Source organism: Rhizobium sp. TH2 (genome assembly GCF_024707525.1).
Classification (GTDB): Bacteria; Pseudomonadota; Alphaproteobacteria; order Rhizobiales; family Rhizobiaceae; genus Rhizobium_E.
Genome location: NZ_CP062231.1, coordinates 2,058,397 through 2,074,743, shown reverse-complemented (window position 1 = coordinate 2,074,743; position 16,347 = coordinate 2,058,397). Strand labels below are relative to the sequence as shown.

Genomic DNA, 16,347 nt, shown 5'->3' with positions numbered 1-16,347 from the left:
GTGGGCGACCCGGCGTCGGAGGAAGACCTGCCTGGCGCCGGAAGGAGACACAAAGATGCAGTTTGATCAGCTCTGGGCAAGCTGGAACATGGGAAACTGGATTGAGACCGCCCCTCATCTGCCTGCCGGCATCTTCTCCCCGCAAGCGGGGAGAAGGGACTTGTGGCACGGTACGCTCCAACCGCCAGCTGTGCGAGAGAATGGGTTCGCAGGAAGTGCGGGGCAAATCCTTGCCTACATCGCCGCCACGGGATGCGGCGAGCCGTCGTAGGCCCCCCAGATCGACTGATCGAAGCAGATGACCGAGCCGGTCATTAGGCCCGATTCCGAGGACGAGAGATAGACGCAGGCGCGGGCGACTTCGGCGGGGTCGACGAGGCGGCCGAAGGGCTGGCTGGCGGCGGCCTTTTCCAGCCAGTCGGCGGGAGCATTGTGGAATTCGCGCTGGATGCGGTCCTCGCCTTCCGATGCCATCCAGCCGATGTTGAGGCCGTTGACGCGGATGCGGTTGCGGAGCAGCGCGTAGGCCGTGTTCTTGGTCAGCGTTTCGAGCGCGCCTTTTGAAGCGCAGTAGGCGGCGATGAAGGGCTGGCCGGCTTTGGCCGACATCGAGCCGATATTGACGATCGTGCCTTCGATCGTCTCGCGGCGCATGATCTTGATCGCCTCCTGCATCAGGAAAAAAGGCGCGCGGACATTGGCCGCGAACATGCGGTCGAAGAGTTCCGGGCTGGTATCGAGGATGGTGCCGCGATCGGTGATGGCGGCGGCATTGACCAAAGCGTCGACGCGGCCGAACTCCTGGTCGGCGCGGGCGATGACGGCGCGGACGTCATCGACATTTTCAAGATCGGCCTGCTGGTAAACGACCTTGGCGCCGGTGACTTCGGAAATCTCCCTGGCCTTGGCCTCACCCTTGGCGGCGGTGCGGCCGCAGATGACGATGCCCTTGGCGCCGCGCTCGGCGAATGTTCGGGCGATGGTGGCGCCCAACCCTTGCGTTCCTCCGGTGACGACGGCGATCTTGCCTTCAAGACGGGCTGCATTCTCGGACATGTGCTTCTCCTCCATTTATGACGCGGAAACCCCTCTCCCCGCCAGGCGGAGAAAGGGGTCGATTCTCAAACTATTTGCTGGGCTCAGGTCAGCTTCTTTTCGGACTGCAGCGCAAGCTGTTTCGTGAATTCCTCCGACGACCAGCCGCCGTCGAGCGCCTCGCCGAAGAGTGCGGCCTGGGTCTTGGGAGCCAGGCCGCCCTTGGGAGGATCGCGGTCGAGGTTGGTGGGGAAGGAATAGCCCTCGGCGGTCGCTGCGATGGCGTTGTCGGCGCTCGCGCGGTCGATGCGGCCATCGGCCAGCATGGCTTTCAGCGCCGGGAAAAGCGTCGCGCTCATCTTCTCGCGGCCGACCGATTCCATGGCGCGACCAAAGGCGGATGACACCTGCAGCAGGTTCGCCATGCGGAAAATGTCCTTCGAGCGGTTGGTTCCGGCGGCATGGATCAGCGAGGGGTTGAAGAAAACGACGTCGCCCTTTTCGAGCGGCAACTGGACGTGGTGCTTATCGAAATAATCCTGGAATTCCTGCCGGTTGGGAACGAGGTAGCCGAGCGGATAGAGCTGGCTGAAAGGCAGGAAGAGCGTCGGGCCGCTTTCGAGCGACATGTCGCAATGGGCGACTGCGCCCTGCAGCGTCAGCACCGGCGAGAGGTGATGGACGTGGGCAGGGAAACGCTCCATCTCGGCGACGGACTGGAAACCGAGGTGGTAGTCGCGATGGGCCTTCTGGGCAGAGCCACCCGGATTGACGCGGTTGACCTGCGCAGTCATCTGGTAGTGCGGGCCGAGCCATGCTTCGGAAGCGAGCGCAATGATCGGATTGGCGTAGTAGTGCGCAAAATTCTCGGGGTCGGCGAGGCAGTGCTTTTCCAGCGAGTTCCAGATGCGGTCATTGGCGCCGGGCTTGGCGAAATGGTCGCCGCCGCCGACCTTGCCCTGCTTCTCGTCGGTGATCACGGCGTCGAAAACACCGGTCGCCTTGTCGATAATAGATGTGTCGGTATAGGCGCCCTTGAACACCGCGACGCCGGGGCCGCGGGCGAAGATGTCGCAGATTTCGGCGAGAATTGCCTTGCGGCCGTCAGGCGTCTTCGTCGATTCGAGGACGGAAGTCGCGTCGTAGATGACGACGTTCTTCTCGATCGCCTTGGCGTGCGGGTAGTCGGAGAGCTTGGCCGTGAGCGCGATGGTCTGGGCGAAATCGTCGATGTCGCAGGCGGATTCGGTGTACCAGACGCGGTTGCTGCGGGCGGTGACGGGATTGTCGGTCTTCATGATTTCCTCCCTCGGGTTCGATTGCCCGGATTATAGGGGTGATTGCGGCCGGGCGAAGATGTGCTATCCATCAAAAATCCATCAAATCTGGACGGCACTGCAACATGGCCCACGCCTTTCTCATCAAGGACATCGCCTTCCAGGCGGGCCTGAGCACCGCAACGGTGGACCGCGTGATCAACGGGCGCGGCGGCGTGCGGCGGCAGACGGCGGCGCGCATCGAAGCGGCGATCAACGAGCTCCGGCAGCAGGAGAATGCCGCCGCAATGTCAGGCCGCACTTACGTGTTCGACATCGTGATGGAAGCGCCGGATCGTTTCACCAATGCGGTGCGTCGGGCGTTCGAGACCGAGGCTGCCGCGTTCCTGCCAACAATAGTGCGTTCGCGCTTCCATTTCACCGAACAGATGCGCGATGCCGATCTGTCACGGCTTATGGCGCGCATCCGGCGGCGCGGCAGCCACGGGGTCGTGCTGAAGGCACCGGATACCGGGGTCATCCGCGAGGAAGTCGCCATGGTTCGGGCGGCAATCCCGGTCATCACGCTGGTGACGGATCTCCCCGATTCGGGGCGCTTCGCGTATGCCGGCTCGGATAACCGGGTGGCGGGCGAGACCGCCGCGTATCTTATCGGCTCCCGGATCGGGTCGGCGGGCGGCACGGTGCTGCTGACGCTTTCATCGAGCCGCTTCCGGGGCGAGGAAGAGCGGGAGAGAGCCTTCCGTCGCATCGCGAGCGAGCGCTATCCCGATCTCGCGATAGTGGAAATCAGCGAGGGTTACGGCAAGGATTCGGCGACCGGCGCGCAGGTGCGCAAGGCGCTGGAGACCAACCGGATGATCGATGCGGTCTATTCGATCGGCGGCGGCAACCGCGCGATCATCGAGGCATTCGAGACGGCGGGACGCCCCCTTCCCGTCCATGTCGCGCACGATCTCGATGAGGATAATCTGGCGCTGCTGAAGGCGGAGAAACTGTCCTATGTGCTGCACCATAACCTGAATGCCGATGCGGCATCGGTGTTCACGACGTTCCTCGAAGGGCGCAAGGCTCTGCCGAAAATGAAAAGACCAGCGCTGTCCGCGCTGGTCATCATCACACCGTTCAACATTCCGGCCTAGCTGAACGGATAGAAGCCGTTACTTCTTCACGACGAGCTCGTAGGTTTCGGCATCTTCGCCGGCCCAGCCGCCGCCGAGTGCCTGGCAGAGCGCGACATAATTGATGTTGAGGTTTTTGGAGACCTCGGCCAGCTGAAGCTGGGCGCCGTAGAGCGATTCCTGCGCATCGAGAACGTCGCTGAACTCGGTGGTGCCGGCGTCGTTCAGCTCGCGGGCGAGCTGCTCGGCCTTGGTGAACTCGGCAACCGCGGTGGAGAGTCGCGAAGCGCGCATCTGCTCCTGCCGGAGTGCCACAACGGCGTCCTCAACTTCCCGAGCCGCTTGTATGACGGTCTGCCGATAAGCGAGATATTGCAGACGCGCACCGGATTTCGACAGATCGACCGCCGCATGCAGAGCGCCGCGATTGAATATCGGCAGGGTGATCGAGGGTCCGAGATTCCAGTTCGCGACCTTTCCGGCATTCGCCGTCCGCGACGCAGTGATGTTGCCGTTGAGGACAAGCTGCGGCCAAAGGTCGGACTCGGCGACGCCGATATCGGCCACCGCAGCGGCCAGCAGGCGTTCCTGCTGGCGGATATCGGGCCGGTTGCGGAGCAGATCCGCCGGGATACCCTCGGAGAACCGGACGCGTGGGCGCTTGACGGCGTTGTACTTCGTGTAGAGCGAATCGAGTTCGGCCGGCGTCTTGCCCAGCAGCGTCGCGATCAGGTTGATGTACTGCAGGCGCGCTTGCTCGAGCGCCGGAATGTCCGACGACGTCAGCGCGGCATTGGCCTTGGCGCGCGTCGAATCGAGTGTCGATGCCGAACCAGCTTCCACCTTCGCAATGGTGATGTCGGCGGTCTCGTTCTGGACCTCCAGGGAGCGCTTCGCGATCTCGATCTGGCGGCCGAGGCCTTGTACGTTGACATAGGCGTCGGCAACGGCGGCTATAATATCGAGGCGGGCCGCGTTCAGAGCCTCGCGTTCGGCCTCGATGCGCTCTTCTTCGCGCTCCTTGGTGCTTTTCCAGCCCAACGGATTGATGTACCAGGAACCGGACAGACCTTTCGTGGCACTCGATGTGTTGTTGGTAACCCATTTGCGTTTCGTGACCGGCACGGCGTCCACGCCGCCGGGGATCGCGACTATTTGCGTTCCTACCACAACAGGCTGCTTGTTGCGCTGCCCTGAAAGCGCGGCTGCAGCCACGGCATCAACCTGCGGCAGGTAGGCGTTGTTGGCAATCTTTGCCGTAGACATCGCTGCCTTGACGCGCTCGCGTGCGGCTTCGATGGAAAGGTTCTCGGCAAGCGCTTCGTCGATCAGGGCATTAAGGTTCCTGTCGCCGAAATTGGCCCACCACTTTGTGTCTGGATGAATCGTTTCGCCGCGCAGACCGGCGCGATATTTGTAGTTTTCCGTCAGCGTGACCTCGGGGCCAGCGACGAACTTTTCGGTCGAGCAGGCCGCCAGAATGGAACCGGCGGCGAGGAGGACAACAACGTTTCTCATATGTGGCATACTCGATGAATAAAATGTGGCCGGCGGCCGTAAAGCCGTCAGGGCTAGCTTCGCGCAGGCTGCACGCAATAAAGAGGAACCTGCCGTTTCATCGAACGTCATATCCCCTGCCCGCGCCTCACCATAGACATAATGCGGTGCGCGAACACAAGTCTCTTAACAAAAATTTACGAAGTGGGGCGAAAAGGTCACGCTAGGTCGAAATGCACGGCTTTCAAGCCCGAAGCGTCGATATTTTCGAGCGTGATGCGATCACCGCCGGCCCTGATCACCACGTCGTCGCCATCCGTGGACATGTGGTTGCGCCTCAGATCGCGAAAACTGTCGATGCCCTTGAGTCCCGCGAGACCGAGCACGTCGTGATCGCCTCCAACGATCTCGAAATCAGTTACCACATCGTGGCCGGAACCCGTCCTAAAGACGAATATATCGCTGCCGGCGCCGCCTTCAAGCGTGTCGTTGCCGATGCCGCCCGCGAGCCGGTCGCCGTCCTCGTCGCCGAACAGGCTGTCATTGCCGACGCCGCCATAGAGACTGTCATCACCCGTGCCGCCGTGCAGTTCGTCGTCGCCATCGCCGGCGGCGGCACCCGGCGTGAGGCGGTAGATCTTGCCGCTTAGGCTCACGGCGAGCAGGTTGCCGTCGCTGTCGGTCCCGAATGAGGAGATGTTGGAGAGATTCGCGCCTCTGATCTGATCCGTGCGCTCTACGGCGTCTTCCGCCTCGCCATCGACCATGCGCAGGGTATAAAACTTCCCCGTGATGAAGTCGGCGAAGACATAGGCGCCCTCCAGGCCGGGTGCCGGACCGTGATAAACGACCCCACCGGTCACCGAACCGCCGCCGCCATTGTGCGAATAGGTGAAGACCGGATCGGTCAAGACGAGTCCCATCGGTGGTTCGCCTGGCTCATTGTCACCGTCGTAATCGTCATCGCCTTCGCGGTAGTTCCAGCCGAAGTTCAGACCACCCGTACCGGCCGGGATAACGTCGATCTCCTCCTGCGCGTTCTGGCCGACATCGCCGACATAAAGGTCGCCGGTAGCCGGGTCGAAGGACATGCGCCAGGGATTCCGCACGCCCGACGCCCATATTTCCGGCGCGCCGCCGCTTACTGCATAGGGATTGTCATTGGGAATCCCATAATTCTTGCCCGGAAGATCCACACCATCGACATCGATGCGCAGGATCTTGCCGAGCAGATTGTCGAGATTCTGTGCATTACCAGCGGGATCGCCGCCGCCGCCGCCGTCGCCGACGCCGAGATAGAGCATGCCGTCATCCGGTCCAAAGACGATCGAGCCGCCATTGTGGTTGCCGGCATCCTGATGGGGAATCGTGATGACGGTTTCCTTGAACACGATCTTGTCGGGGTTGCCGTTCTTCGGTCCGTATTCCCGAACCTCAATGTCGCCATTCGATTTGGTCAGGTAGACGAAGAGACGGCCATTGTTTTCGTAATCCGGATGGAAGGCCATGCCGAGCACGCCGCGTTCACCGCCGGCGGCGAACCGGTTATCAGGGATATCGAGGAATTCCTTCTTCTTTCCCGTCTCCTCGTTGATGCGGTAGATGACGCCGCTATCCTTGGCGAGCGCATAGATAAAGCCGGGATCCCCATCGGCCACGAGGGTCTGCACAGCGCCGGAACCGATGTCGGCGATCTTCTTCGCCCGAATGAAACTGGAATTCTGCGAAAGATCGGCATCGCTGTGGCCATAGATCAGGTCGTCGCCCGCGTTACCGAACACAGTATCGGCGCCGTCGCCCGCCGAGATCAGATCGTTGCCGCCGAGCGCATTGATGATATCGCTGCCGCCAAGGCCGGTGATTATGTCGCCATCGTCAGTCAGGCCGTCGAGCGTTTCGGATTTGTTGGTGCCGTGTACATTGGCCATGGTCAATCCTCCAGCGCCAGCCGATGCCGGCGATTTCTCTCGTCCCACGCCAAGTTGTCATGGCTCTTTATGGCAAAGCAATGGTGGTACCGGCAGCCGGTGACAAAAACAAAGGCGCCGCCGGCAAGATCACCGGCGGCGCCTGGAAACTCTGGAAAACGTGCCTTACTCAGGCGTGGTGCTGAGGCTGATGGACGACCAGCCTGCGGATGGCGGCATTGACCGCCTCTGCCGAGGGAAACACCTGCTCGTCGAGATCCATGACATGGAACTTGACCGCGATGAATTTCAGCTTGCCGTTTTCGGGAATGGCAATCCCCACCGGTTCACCGGCATATTCTATAACTTGTTTGCTCATGACAACTTCCCTGCCGCCAGCTTCAAGGGCCGGCGCCAATCCAGATTGATTTTCAGATGACTTGTTGTGCGATCACACGCGCACGGAAAGACACATCATAATTCGCGGACCGCTGAACATTGGGCGGGCCGTCGTTCTTTGGGAAACAAGGCGATATCGAGAACGCATGTAACTCCCTCCGTCGATCGTTTTTCTTTCAAAATGACTCCCTGCCGACGTTGCGGCCAAGAGCAGCTTGCATATGGTATGCAAAGCAGGCATTTCAATGGCGAGCCTGCCGACCAGCGAGAAAATCTTTTTCAAGCATCTGATTCTTAAAGCTTTTGTGACAAATGCCCAGGCTCTGGGCGTAATATCAGGCAAATAGTAGAAGTGCCTAATTGTTGCGCAATTTCATCACTTCACGAAAATGTGTTGCGGTGCATAACTTTGCCTTAATTTCTTCCACTTTTGGCCATCACGGATATTGTCACGCGATTAAAATTGGTGTTCCAGTGTGAATGTTCCTGCCCGCCCAGTGCGACCAAAAATCGCGCCGTAACGGCCCTCCAAACGCACAATCCAGCACATCCGGTCTCACTTCGGGCCGGTTTGTGACAGAACTATTGCTGCGACGCACACGCGCGGCAAGCCGCATGCAGAGATTGGGAATGAAGGCCTTGAGTCATACGCAGGCAACTGAGTCATGGATTTGCGCGGCATCGCAAAAAAATCCGGCCACTCGGGAACCGCGCGCAACGATCATGCGTTAGGGAGCGCGTTCATGCCAGGTACAGACTAGCCCGGCTAATGGTCTTTTCAGATTGAAACTTTCTGCACCGCATAACGGAATCCAGAACATGAGCATGACTTCGCAACCGTGGACCGCCGAAAAAGCTGACACCGACGATCGCAGTATCGCGGGGAAAAAGGTTCTCCTTTACGGCATGAATTTCGCGCCCGAGATCACCGGCGTCGGCAAATATACCGGCGAGATCGCCGACTACCTGACCGGCCAGAAGGCCAATGTCACCGTGGTCACCACGCCTCCTCACTATCCGGGCTGGAGCGTGCGCGAGGGCTACAAGAACAATTATTCCACCGAGCGCAAGAACGGCGTGAACATCTTCCGCGTTCCGCTGTTCCTCAAGGAGAATATGGGCGGCATCTGGCGCCTTATCGCGCCGGTAAGCTTTGCAGCCACCTCCGCACCCGTCGTGCTCTACCACATCCTGCGCCATCGCCCGCAGATCGTCATCTGCGTCGAGCCGACGCTGTTTGCCGCGCCGCTTGCCATCCTCGCCGCCAAGGCGGTGGGCGCGCGTACCGTGCTGCATGTCCAGGATCTCGAAGTCGATGCGGCTTTCGCCGTCGGCCACATCAAGTCGCTGAATTTTCTCAAGAAAGCAGCCTACGCATTCGAGAAGTACACGCTCAAGGGTTTTGACCGCATCATCACCATTTCCGAGCGCATGGCCGAGAAGCTGGCGCAGAAGACCGGCAAGCCCTCGCAGGTGGCCATCGTCCGCAACTGGGTCGATCTCGAGCATATCTATCCGCTCGGCCGCTCCTCGGCTTATCGCCAGGAACTCGGCTATGCCGACGACGATTTCATCGTGCTCTATTCCGGCAATATCGGCGCCAAGCAGGGCCTCGACACGCTGCTCGAAGCGGCCATGCGGATCGAAAGCCAGAAGAAGATCAAGTTCGTGATCGCCGGCGAAGGCCCGGCCAAGCGCGCCCTCGTTGAGAAATACGGCACACTGTCGAATGTCAGCTTCCTGCCGTTCCAGCCGTATGAGAAGTTCAACGAATTCATGAACCTCGCAAACCTGCATGCGCTGCCGCAGGACCGCGGTGCTGCCGACCTCGTGCTGCCTTCCAAGCTCGGCGGCATGCTGGCCTCCGGTGCACCCGTGGTGGTGACGGCCGATGAAGGCACCGAGCTCGCGAATTTCCTCGGCGACAGCGCGATCATCACCCCGCCGGGCGATGCGGACGCGCTCTCGAAGGCGATCGTCAACGCTTCCAAGGGTGACCGCGAGGAGTGGAAGGACCGGCGTGCCGACCTTTCGCGCCGCCTCTCGAAGCGCGACGGCTGCATTTCCTTCATCAACGCCGTCACCGGATGACGGCAGACACGCCACAAAAAGCATCCCAGCAAGGCGCCTTTAGGCGCCTTGTCAATTTGGGCATGCTGATCGGCGGCTTCGGCATCGGCCAGGGCTCGATCTTCCTCGCCCAGACATGGCTCGTCGCGACTGGCAAGACAGAGCTGCTCGCTCTGTTCGGCACGCATTTCTCCTTCGCCATGCTGGGAATCATCGCGGTCGAAGCTGGATCGCTGACAGTGCTGTCGGCGCAGATCGCGCGAATCCTGCATACCGGGGCGGACCATGCCTCCGTATGGCGCAGCTATTGGGAGACCACGGTGTTCCGGCTCACGATCGCCCTGGCTCTGGTGCTCGTCGTCCTGGCATTCAGTGCCTCCGAGTCGCTGCCTGATTTTTCGCGGACCTATCTCATGTTCTCGCTGCCGGCGCTGGCAATCTGGGCCTTCAATGCGGCGGGCTTTCTCGACGGGCTGCAGAAGAGCGGTGTCAGCGGCATCACGGGTTCGATCGCCTATCTGGCTTCGGCAGTGGCGCTGTTTTTCGCGGCGAACCTTCCGGATCGCGAGGTCGGCATGTGGACGGGGCTGGCGCTGAGCTGCGGCTACGCGCTGACCATCATCGCACAGTTCGTGGCACTGGCGCTTGCCGGCTGGCGACCGCTCTGGGCGAAGCCGACGGCTTCCGGCGTGCGCACGGCCTTCATTGAGGAGAGTTCGATGCTCGCGGGCCTGCTGCCCGGCCAACTCTATTTCCGGGCACAGTTGGCGATAGCGGGACTGTTTCTCGGCACCTCGGCGACCGCGATGCTGGTCTATGCCAAGCAGATCGTCGGCGCGGCGAGCCAGATCGCGGGCTTTGCACGGCGCATCGAATTTCCGAGGCTGGTGCAGGCCGTGGCGGCGAACCCGGCGACAGGCATCGGACGGATGCTGCGCATCCAGAGGACCAGCTTCGTGATTGCCGGCCTTTTCACGCTTGGCATCGTCGTCGTGGCCTTGATCGTGGTGTCGCGCTTCAGCGGCTTCACGCACGATGCCTGGGCGTTCCTCGCGGTGTTCTGCCTGACGATCCTGACGGAGTCGGTGGGACAGGCACTGGTGCAGGGACTATTCGCGCATAACCGCTACCATGTAGCGGCTATGGCGCGAATCCTGGCTGTCGCGCTCGCCGTGATTTTCGGCTATCTCTCGGTCTCGATCTTCGGAGCTTATGTCTTCGTGCTCTCGGATTTCCTGTCTCATGCGACGGTGATCAGCCTGTCGCTCTGGTGGCTCATGAAAGTAACCCGCGCCGATGCCGACCGCCACGCTTGAACCCTCCGCGCCAACGCTGTTCGGCAGGCTCGCCCGGATCGACCAGTTCGGGCTGTTCCTGGCGGGCTTCATCCTGCTCTACGGTTTCGTGTCGCTGGTACTGGAGCATGGCGCCGGCATGATCGGTTTTGCCAAGACGCCCTACCTGAATGCCGGGACCTATGCCTATGCGCTCGGCTTTGCGGCGCTGATGCTCATTCTCAACCGCACCACATCGAAAGCGGCCATCCCGCATCCGCTGGCGATCCTCGTACTTCTGGCACTGCTGGTCTCGGCGATCACCGGCGTCGCCAATGGCAATGCGCAGCAATATATCGTCGGCTGGACGCTATATTTCGTCACCGGTGTGCTGATGTTCCAGATCTTCCGCCACCGAAGGGGCGATACGGGAGCGGCGGCTCGAGCGATTTCCACGCTCTTTGCCCTGCCCTTCCTGGCTCTGGTGCTCGCCTTCGCCGTCGCGTCGATCCCCTACAAGGACAATCACTACCAGTATGTGCTGTTCGAGGTGATCGCGCTCTATGCGATTCTGATCCGGAAGAGCCTGATCGAGAAGGCGATCGGCGCACTGATCTATCTCTTCATTCATCTCGGCTCGAATGACGGCTTTGTGCAGGTGGAAATCAACCGCGCCTCGATCCTCGCCGTCGGCGTGGTCGGGTTGATCTGGCTGCTCTACCGCAAATATCTCGTCACGATCTTCTTCCTGGTCTTCGCGGTCATCGGTGCCTTGACCTATGCGCTGTCGCTCGACGACCAGACCGTCGACACCCTGCCGCGCAACATCAAGGAGGCGATCCTGCTGATGAAGGGCGACGACATCTACAATCACGTCTCGTCCTACCAGCGGGTATTCGAGGGCGAGAAGGTGATGGAGGATTACCAGACCGCCAATGATGCCGAATGGCTGTTCGGCAAGGGGCTTGGCCGGACGGTGGATATGTCGGGCGCCTCCGATCCGACGCCGGGCCAGCATGCGTTGCTCGGCGCGCTAGAAGTCCACAACATCCACTTCCTGCACTTCGCGGTGTTCCACAAGTTCGGGCTGGTGGGGCTGGGGCTGTTGGCCGTGATCGTCGGTGGGCTGCTCTGGATGTTCTTCGTCGATCTCGCCACGCGGCGGCTCGACGATGTAGCGATGTTTTTCTACTTCTACCTTTTTTACGGCCTGATGTTCGCGATGCCGGCGTCGAACTTCCTCATCGCCAATCCGCTCTGGCCCGCCTTTCTCGGCATGCTGTGCTGGCTGAGAAGCGGCGCCCGATTGACCGAGACCCCAAGCCGCGCTTTGACTTGAGGCGGTTTGTCTGGCATGCGGATCAAACCTTATTTCGCGCATATTTCCGGGCTCTAAGCCCTGTGAAACCGAGACTTCCAGAAGGAAAGCCTGATGAAATTCATGATCGTCAACGCGTTTGGCCGCTCCAACCGGGGTGACTCGGTGCTGCTTGACGAATGCATTGCCGAAATCCGCGCCAAGTTTCCGGATGCCCAGATCGCGGGCGCCGTGTTCGAGGGGATAGATGCCGCGCGCGCCGTGCATCCTACCGTTGCCTGGTCCGAAAGGATCGGCAATGCCGGCGGCGGCGCGGTCGGCCGGCTCAAATCCCTCGTCTATCTGTTTGCTTCATGGTTTAGCGCATGGCTGCCCTTCCTCGGCGCGCTGCTGCCCGAGAAGCAGCGCCAGACGCTTGATGCGATTCGCGCGAGCGACGTCGTGATCTCCGCACCCGGCGGCTATATCCACGACACCAACTTCGCCTATTTCATCGCGCTCTTGCACATCCATCTCGGCACGATCATGGGCAAGACAGTGATCCTGGCACCGCAGAGCGTTGGGCCGATCGAGCGGCCGCTGTCGCGGGCCGTGGCGCGATATGTATTGGGCAAGGTGCCGTTTCTCTGCGCCCGCGAGAGCTACAGCTGGGATTTCCTGGCGCACGATCTCAAGCTGCCGGAGAAAACCGTTTATCGCACCGGCGACAGCGCGTTCTGGAACAGCCATGTCGAGGACAATCCCGAGCTGATCGACGGCGTGTATGAAAGCCTTGGTGTGGGCAAGGATGCGCCGATCTTCGGCATGACGGTCGTCAAGTGGTCGTTCCCCAAGTCGAAAGAGCCGGCAGTCATGCTGGGTCGCTACACCGATGCCGTGGCGCGAGCGGCGGACCATATGGCCGAGAAATATGGCCTGACGCCGGTGATCTTCAATCAGGTGTCGGAAGACCTCCCGGCATCGCTCGAGGTGCAGCGCAAGGCCAAGTGCCAGGTGATCGTCGACCAGACGAGCCGCGAGCCCGATGTGCTGCGCGCCATGATCGCGCGCTCCAAGGTGTTCCTCGGCACGCGCTTCCATTCCTGCATCTTCTCGATGATGGCCGGCCGCCCGACATTCGCGATCGCCTACCTGCCGAAGACCGAATACATCATGAACGATCTCAAGCTGTCGCACCGGCACACGCCGATCGACGCCATCGATTATGACTATCTTATCAAGACGATATCTCAGGATTATGAGAATTTGAGTCAAGCCGAAGCCGAGATCCAGAATGCCGTGAAGGTGTATCAGACCGAGTTCACCCGGTTGCAGGATATCCTCGCGCTGATCGGAACCAGGCGATGATCCGGCGGGTAGCGCTGGCGCTGCCGACGATCTCGCCGCTAGGCGGCGGCGTGGCTGAAGCCGCGCGGCTGCATGTGAAGGCGCTGTCATCGGCGGGCTTCGAGCAGATATCGGTCCACACGCTGGATGACCGGATGGACAAAGTCGATCCGAAGCAATGGGAGGCAGCTAGGCTCTACCAGCATCGCTTCATGGGGCCGATCAGCTACAGTTTCGCGCCCGCCATGGTGGCCTCACTGATGCAGGCCAAGCCCGATCTCGTGCATGTCCACGGCGTCTGGCAGTTTCATGTCGCGGCGGTGCATCTCTGGTCGATGCTATCAGGCAAGCCCTATGTCGTCTCGCCGCATGGCATGCTGGAACCATGGATTAGAGCACGATCGTCCAGGCTCAAGGGTGCGGTGTCGAGCCTCTACCAGAACAGATTTCTCAAGAAGGCCGGCGGCTATCACCTGCTGACGGAAAAGGAGAGCGGCGACGTCGCGGAATTCCTGACCGGTCAGCCGGCGCGCATCATCCACAATTTCGCCGAGCCGTTTTCGAGCGATGGTGCGAAGCCGGGCTGGTGGAAGCCGGAATTCGACGGTCGCGACATCTACCTCTTCCTCGGGCGTATCCACGAGAAGAAGGGCATCATGGAGCTGATGGATGCCTGGGCCCGGCTATCAAGCGAAAACGAGCAGTTCCGCAATGGCTCGGCTCTGGTATTTTGCGGCTGGAATGACGGGATCGAGGGGTTCGAGGCCAAGGTATCCGCACTCGGTCAGAAGTTCGGCAATGTGCTGTTCGCCGGGCCGCAATATGGACCTGACAAGAACCGCTCGATGGGCACGGCTAAGTTCTTCCTGCTGCCGTCCAAGAGCGAAGGCCTGCCGATGGCGATCCTCGAGGCCTGGGCCGCCGGCAAGCCGGCGATTATGTCGCCCGAATGCAATCTTGATATCGGCTTCGAACGCGGCGCCGCATTTCGTACCGGCTACACGGCGGATACGATCTATCCGTCGCTGGTCGCGGCGCATAATCTGAGCGGTGAGGATTGGGCGCGTGCCTCGGAGAATGCCAAGGCGCTGGTCGCCGCAGAATTCTCCGAACAGAGCGTGCGTGACGGATTGCTTTCGCTCTACAACGAAGCCGTGGAATGGAAGGTGAGAGGATGAGTGCACTCGACGCCGAGAAATCCAATGTCCGCGAGGGCGGTCCGAGCTTCTCGCTCAAGCACCGGATGTTTCGCGCCGCCTGGATGCTGACCTGGGCGCTGGCGGGCAGTTGGACACCCGTGCCGCTCCATGCCTGGCGGCGCCTGCTACTGAATGCGTTTGGCGCCAAACTCGCGCCCAAGGCCCGGATTTATCCCAGGACGACGATCTGGTATCCGCCGAACCTCGAGATGGAAGACCATGCCGTGGTCGGTCCGGGCGTCATTCTCTATAATATGGGTCCGATGAAGATCGGCGCCTACGCGATCATCTCCCAGCGCGCCCACCTCTGCGGCGGCACGCATGATGTCGATGATGCCAATTTCCAGCTCAAGCCGATGCCGATCACGATCGGATCGAAGGCATGGGTCGCGGCCGAGGCCTTTGTCGGCCCGGGCGTCACGGTTGGCGAAGGCGCGGTGCTTGGCGCACGTGGCGTTGCAGCCAAGGACCTGGAGCCCTGGGGCATCTATGCCGGCAACCCGGCAAGGAAGCTGCGCGAGCGCAAGCAGTTCTGATACGGTGCGCGCGATACCGAGGCTTGAAGAAGCGATCACACCAGAGAGGCCAGCAAGGCTACGAGTTGCCCCTGGCGATGCGTATCGGTCTTTTGAAAAATGGATTTGAGCCTGCTGCGGGCGGTTTCCCTGGTGATGCCAAGCGCTGATGCAGCGTTTTCGAGGGAGTCGCCGATGGCCAAAAGTGCCGCGAGACGTGCTTCTGCCGGCGTAAGCCCGAAAGCGCGGCTGAAGGCCTGCCAATCGGACTTGGCTGGCCCCATGATCTCATTGAGAAGCAGGAGCGCTCGCGCGGAAAGAAACGGGGATTTCGCCGCACCATCGACGGGCAGGATCCTGATCGCGAGGGGAGTGGCGTTCTCCCGTCGTACGATGATCGGGGGTGCGCACAAGATTTTGCCCTCGCGAAGCCCCCGCAGCCGCTCGATGACTTTGCTGTATTCCGCCGCCGCGTGACGATCGCGGAATATCAGACGCCCGCCGGCCACCTGGATGGCGGCGCCCAAGAGTTGCGTTGCAGCAGCGTTGGCATGGATGAACCTGCCGGTCTCATCGATCGCCACCACGGCTTTGCCCATTTGATCGAATGAATTGGCCACGGCGGACAAGGTGACGCGGCCAGCAAGCTCCGCAAGACTGCCAACTTCGTTCAGCCGCAAGGAAAATTGTTGGAGAATGGCTCTTTCACTCTGTTCGTATGGTCCTTGGCGTAGAGATCGATGCATCGTCAGGGACCAGATATCGGAACCACTGCGAATCCCGATGCCCGCCCACCACCTGCCGTCAAAGCGCGGCAAGAATTCTTCGAAGAACGGTGCACGATCGTCAGCGTTGGCCAGGTCCCGGTCGAGCGCAATTTCGCCTCGCATAAGCAGAGCCCTGGAACGCAGATGACTAACTCTGTCCTGTTCGGTCCAACTCTCGCGTACATAGGTCTCCAGGCAGTCCCTGAGGTTGGCAGTCGCCACAGCTCCTTCCGACCCGGTCTGAGGAATCAACCCCGCACCAATGGCGCCGACGGCCTGCGTGATTTCCTCCAAAACCTCTGCCCAACGCGCCGGCTCGGCAACGACATCAGACAAATGCATGGACGCATATTGCAAGCGCCTGATGTCAATCGCCACCATCCCACCCCAGCATGTGTGCCAAGCACGAAGGTGCACGGCAACCAACACTCCACCTCTCATAAAACCATATATTTCAGGTGACCGCAGCATAATTCGAGTATTGCACGGAAGGCTGCAAAGGAATTTCGCCGAAAACCTTCATTGCGAAAACCAGTCATGAACAACGCAGATCGTCGTATCGGCCAGGCGCGCCTTAGATAGTGCTGTTACACCACCTTTCGTGCGACGGGTATCCGGTTTGCAGCCGGTATACCACTCTCC

General features: G+C 60.8%; 13 protein-coding genes. 7 read left to right on the top strand and 6 right to left on the bottom strand.

Translation table 11 applies throughout. The annotated features are described in order from the left end of the window. Positions 1-234: 234 nt before the first annotated feature. Both IHQ71_RS10360 and IHQ71_RS10355 read right to left on the bottom strand, forming a co-directional pair. Entirely contained in the window at positions 235-1,056 is an 822-nt protein-coding gene (locus IHQ71_RS10360; protein ID WP_258161886.1) for an SDR family oxidoreductase, read from the bottom strand. An 83-nt stretch (positions 1,057-1,139) separates the two neighbouring features. Further along, entirely contained in the window at positions 1,140-2,333 is a 1,194-nt protein-coding gene (locus tag IHQ71_RS10355) for a phytanoyl-CoA dioxygenase family protein (RefSeq protein ID WP_258161885.1), read from the bottom strand. Positions 2,334-2,437: 104 nt separating this feature from the next. On the opposite strand from IHQ71_RS10355, the gene IHQ71_RS10350 reads away from it, so the two are divergent. Then, on the top strand, positions 2,438-3,454 hold the full coding sequence (locus tag IHQ71_RS10350) for a LacI family DNA-binding transcriptional regulator (RefSeq protein ID WP_258161884.1): 1,017 nt from the start codon (positions 2,438-2,440) through the stop codon (positions 3,452-3,454). An 18-nt stretch (positions 3,455-3,472) separates the two neighbouring features. Here IHQ71_RS10350 and IHQ71_RS10345 read toward each other — a convergent pair whose 3' ends face one another. The 3 genes from IHQ71_RS10345 to IHQ71_RS10335 form a co-directional block, all read right to left on the bottom strand. Continuing rightward, positions 3,473-4,951, bottom strand: a complete 1,479-nt coding sequence (locus IHQ71_RS10345) for an efflux transporter outer membrane subunit (protein WP_258161883.1) — start codon at positions 4,949-4,951, stop codon at positions 3,473-3,475. 197 nt (positions 4,952-5,148) lie between these two features. Further along, positions 5,149-6,858, bottom strand: a complete 1,710-nt coding sequence (locus IHQ71_RS10340; RefSeq protein WP_258161882.1) for a PQQ-dependent sugar dehydrogenase — start codon at positions 6,856-6,858, stop codon at positions 5,149-5,151. A gap of 169 nt (positions 6,859-7,027) precedes the next feature. Then, positions 7,028-7,216, bottom strand: a complete 189-nt coding sequence (locus IHQ71_RS10335) for a hypothetical protein (RefSeq protein ID WP_258161881.1) — start codon at positions 7,214-7,216, stop codon at positions 7,028-7,030. A gap of 845 nt (positions 7,217-8,061) precedes the next feature. On the opposite strand from IHQ71_RS10335, the gene IHQ71_RS10330 reads away from it, so the two are divergent. The 6 genes from IHQ71_RS10330 to IHQ71_RS10305 all read left to right on the top strand — a co-directional run bounded on the left by IHQ71_RS10330 (position 8,062) and on the right by IHQ71_RS10305 (position 14,959). Then, a complete protein-coding gene (locus IHQ71_RS10330) occupies positions 8,062-9,327 on the top strand; it encodes a WcaI family glycosyltransferase (protein ID WP_258161880.1) in 1,266 nt (421 codons plus the stop codon). Between the two features lie 56 nt (positions 9,328-9,383). Beyond that, complete coding sequence (locus tag IHQ71_RS10325) at positions 9,384-10,622, top strand: hypothetical protein (RefSeq protein ID WP_258161879.1); 1,239 nt, start codon at positions 9,384-9,386, stop codon at positions 10,620-10,622. After that, a complete protein-coding gene (locus IHQ71_RS10320) occupies positions 10,603-11,919 on the top strand; it encodes a hypothetical protein (protein ID WP_258161878.1) in 1,317 nt (438 codons plus the stop codon). The genes IHQ71_RS10325 and IHQ71_RS10320 overlap by 20 nt, the downstream gene beginning before the upstream one ends. Before the next feature lie 93 nt (positions 11,920-12,012). After that, the gene (locus IHQ71_RS10315) at positions 12,013-13,245 is read left to right on the top strand and encodes a polysaccharide pyruvyl transferase family protein (RefSeq protein WP_258161877.1); all 1,233 of its coding nucleotides are present in this window, start codon (positions 12,013-12,015) and stop codon (positions 13,243-13,245) included. Then, positions 13,242-14,402: a glycosyltransferase gene (locus tag IHQ71_RS10310; protein WP_258161876.1), complete on the top strand. Its 1,161-nt coding sequence runs from the start codon at positions 13,242-13,244 to the stop codon at positions 14,400-14,402. The genes IHQ71_RS10315 and IHQ71_RS10310 overlap by 4 nt, the downstream gene beginning before the upstream one ends. Next, a complete protein-coding gene (locus IHQ71_RS10305) occupies positions 14,399-14,959 on the top strand; it encodes a putative colanic acid biosynthesis acetyltransferase (protein WP_258161875.1) in 561 nt (186 codons plus the stop codon). Before IHQ71_RS10310 ends, IHQ71_RS10305 begins: the two co-directional genes overlap by 4 nt. A 35-nt stretch (positions 14,960-14,994) precedes the next feature. On the opposite strand, the gene IHQ71_RS10300 is transcribed toward IHQ71_RS10305, so the two are convergent. After that, positions 14,995-16,086 carry a PAS domain-containing protein gene (locus tag IHQ71_RS10300; RefSeq protein ID WP_258161874.1) on the bottom strand — a complete coding sequence of 364 codons (1,092 nt, stop codon included), beginning with the start codon at positions 16,084-16,086 and terminating at the stop codon, positions 14,995-14,997. Positions 16,087-16,347: the final 261 nt, after the last annotated feature.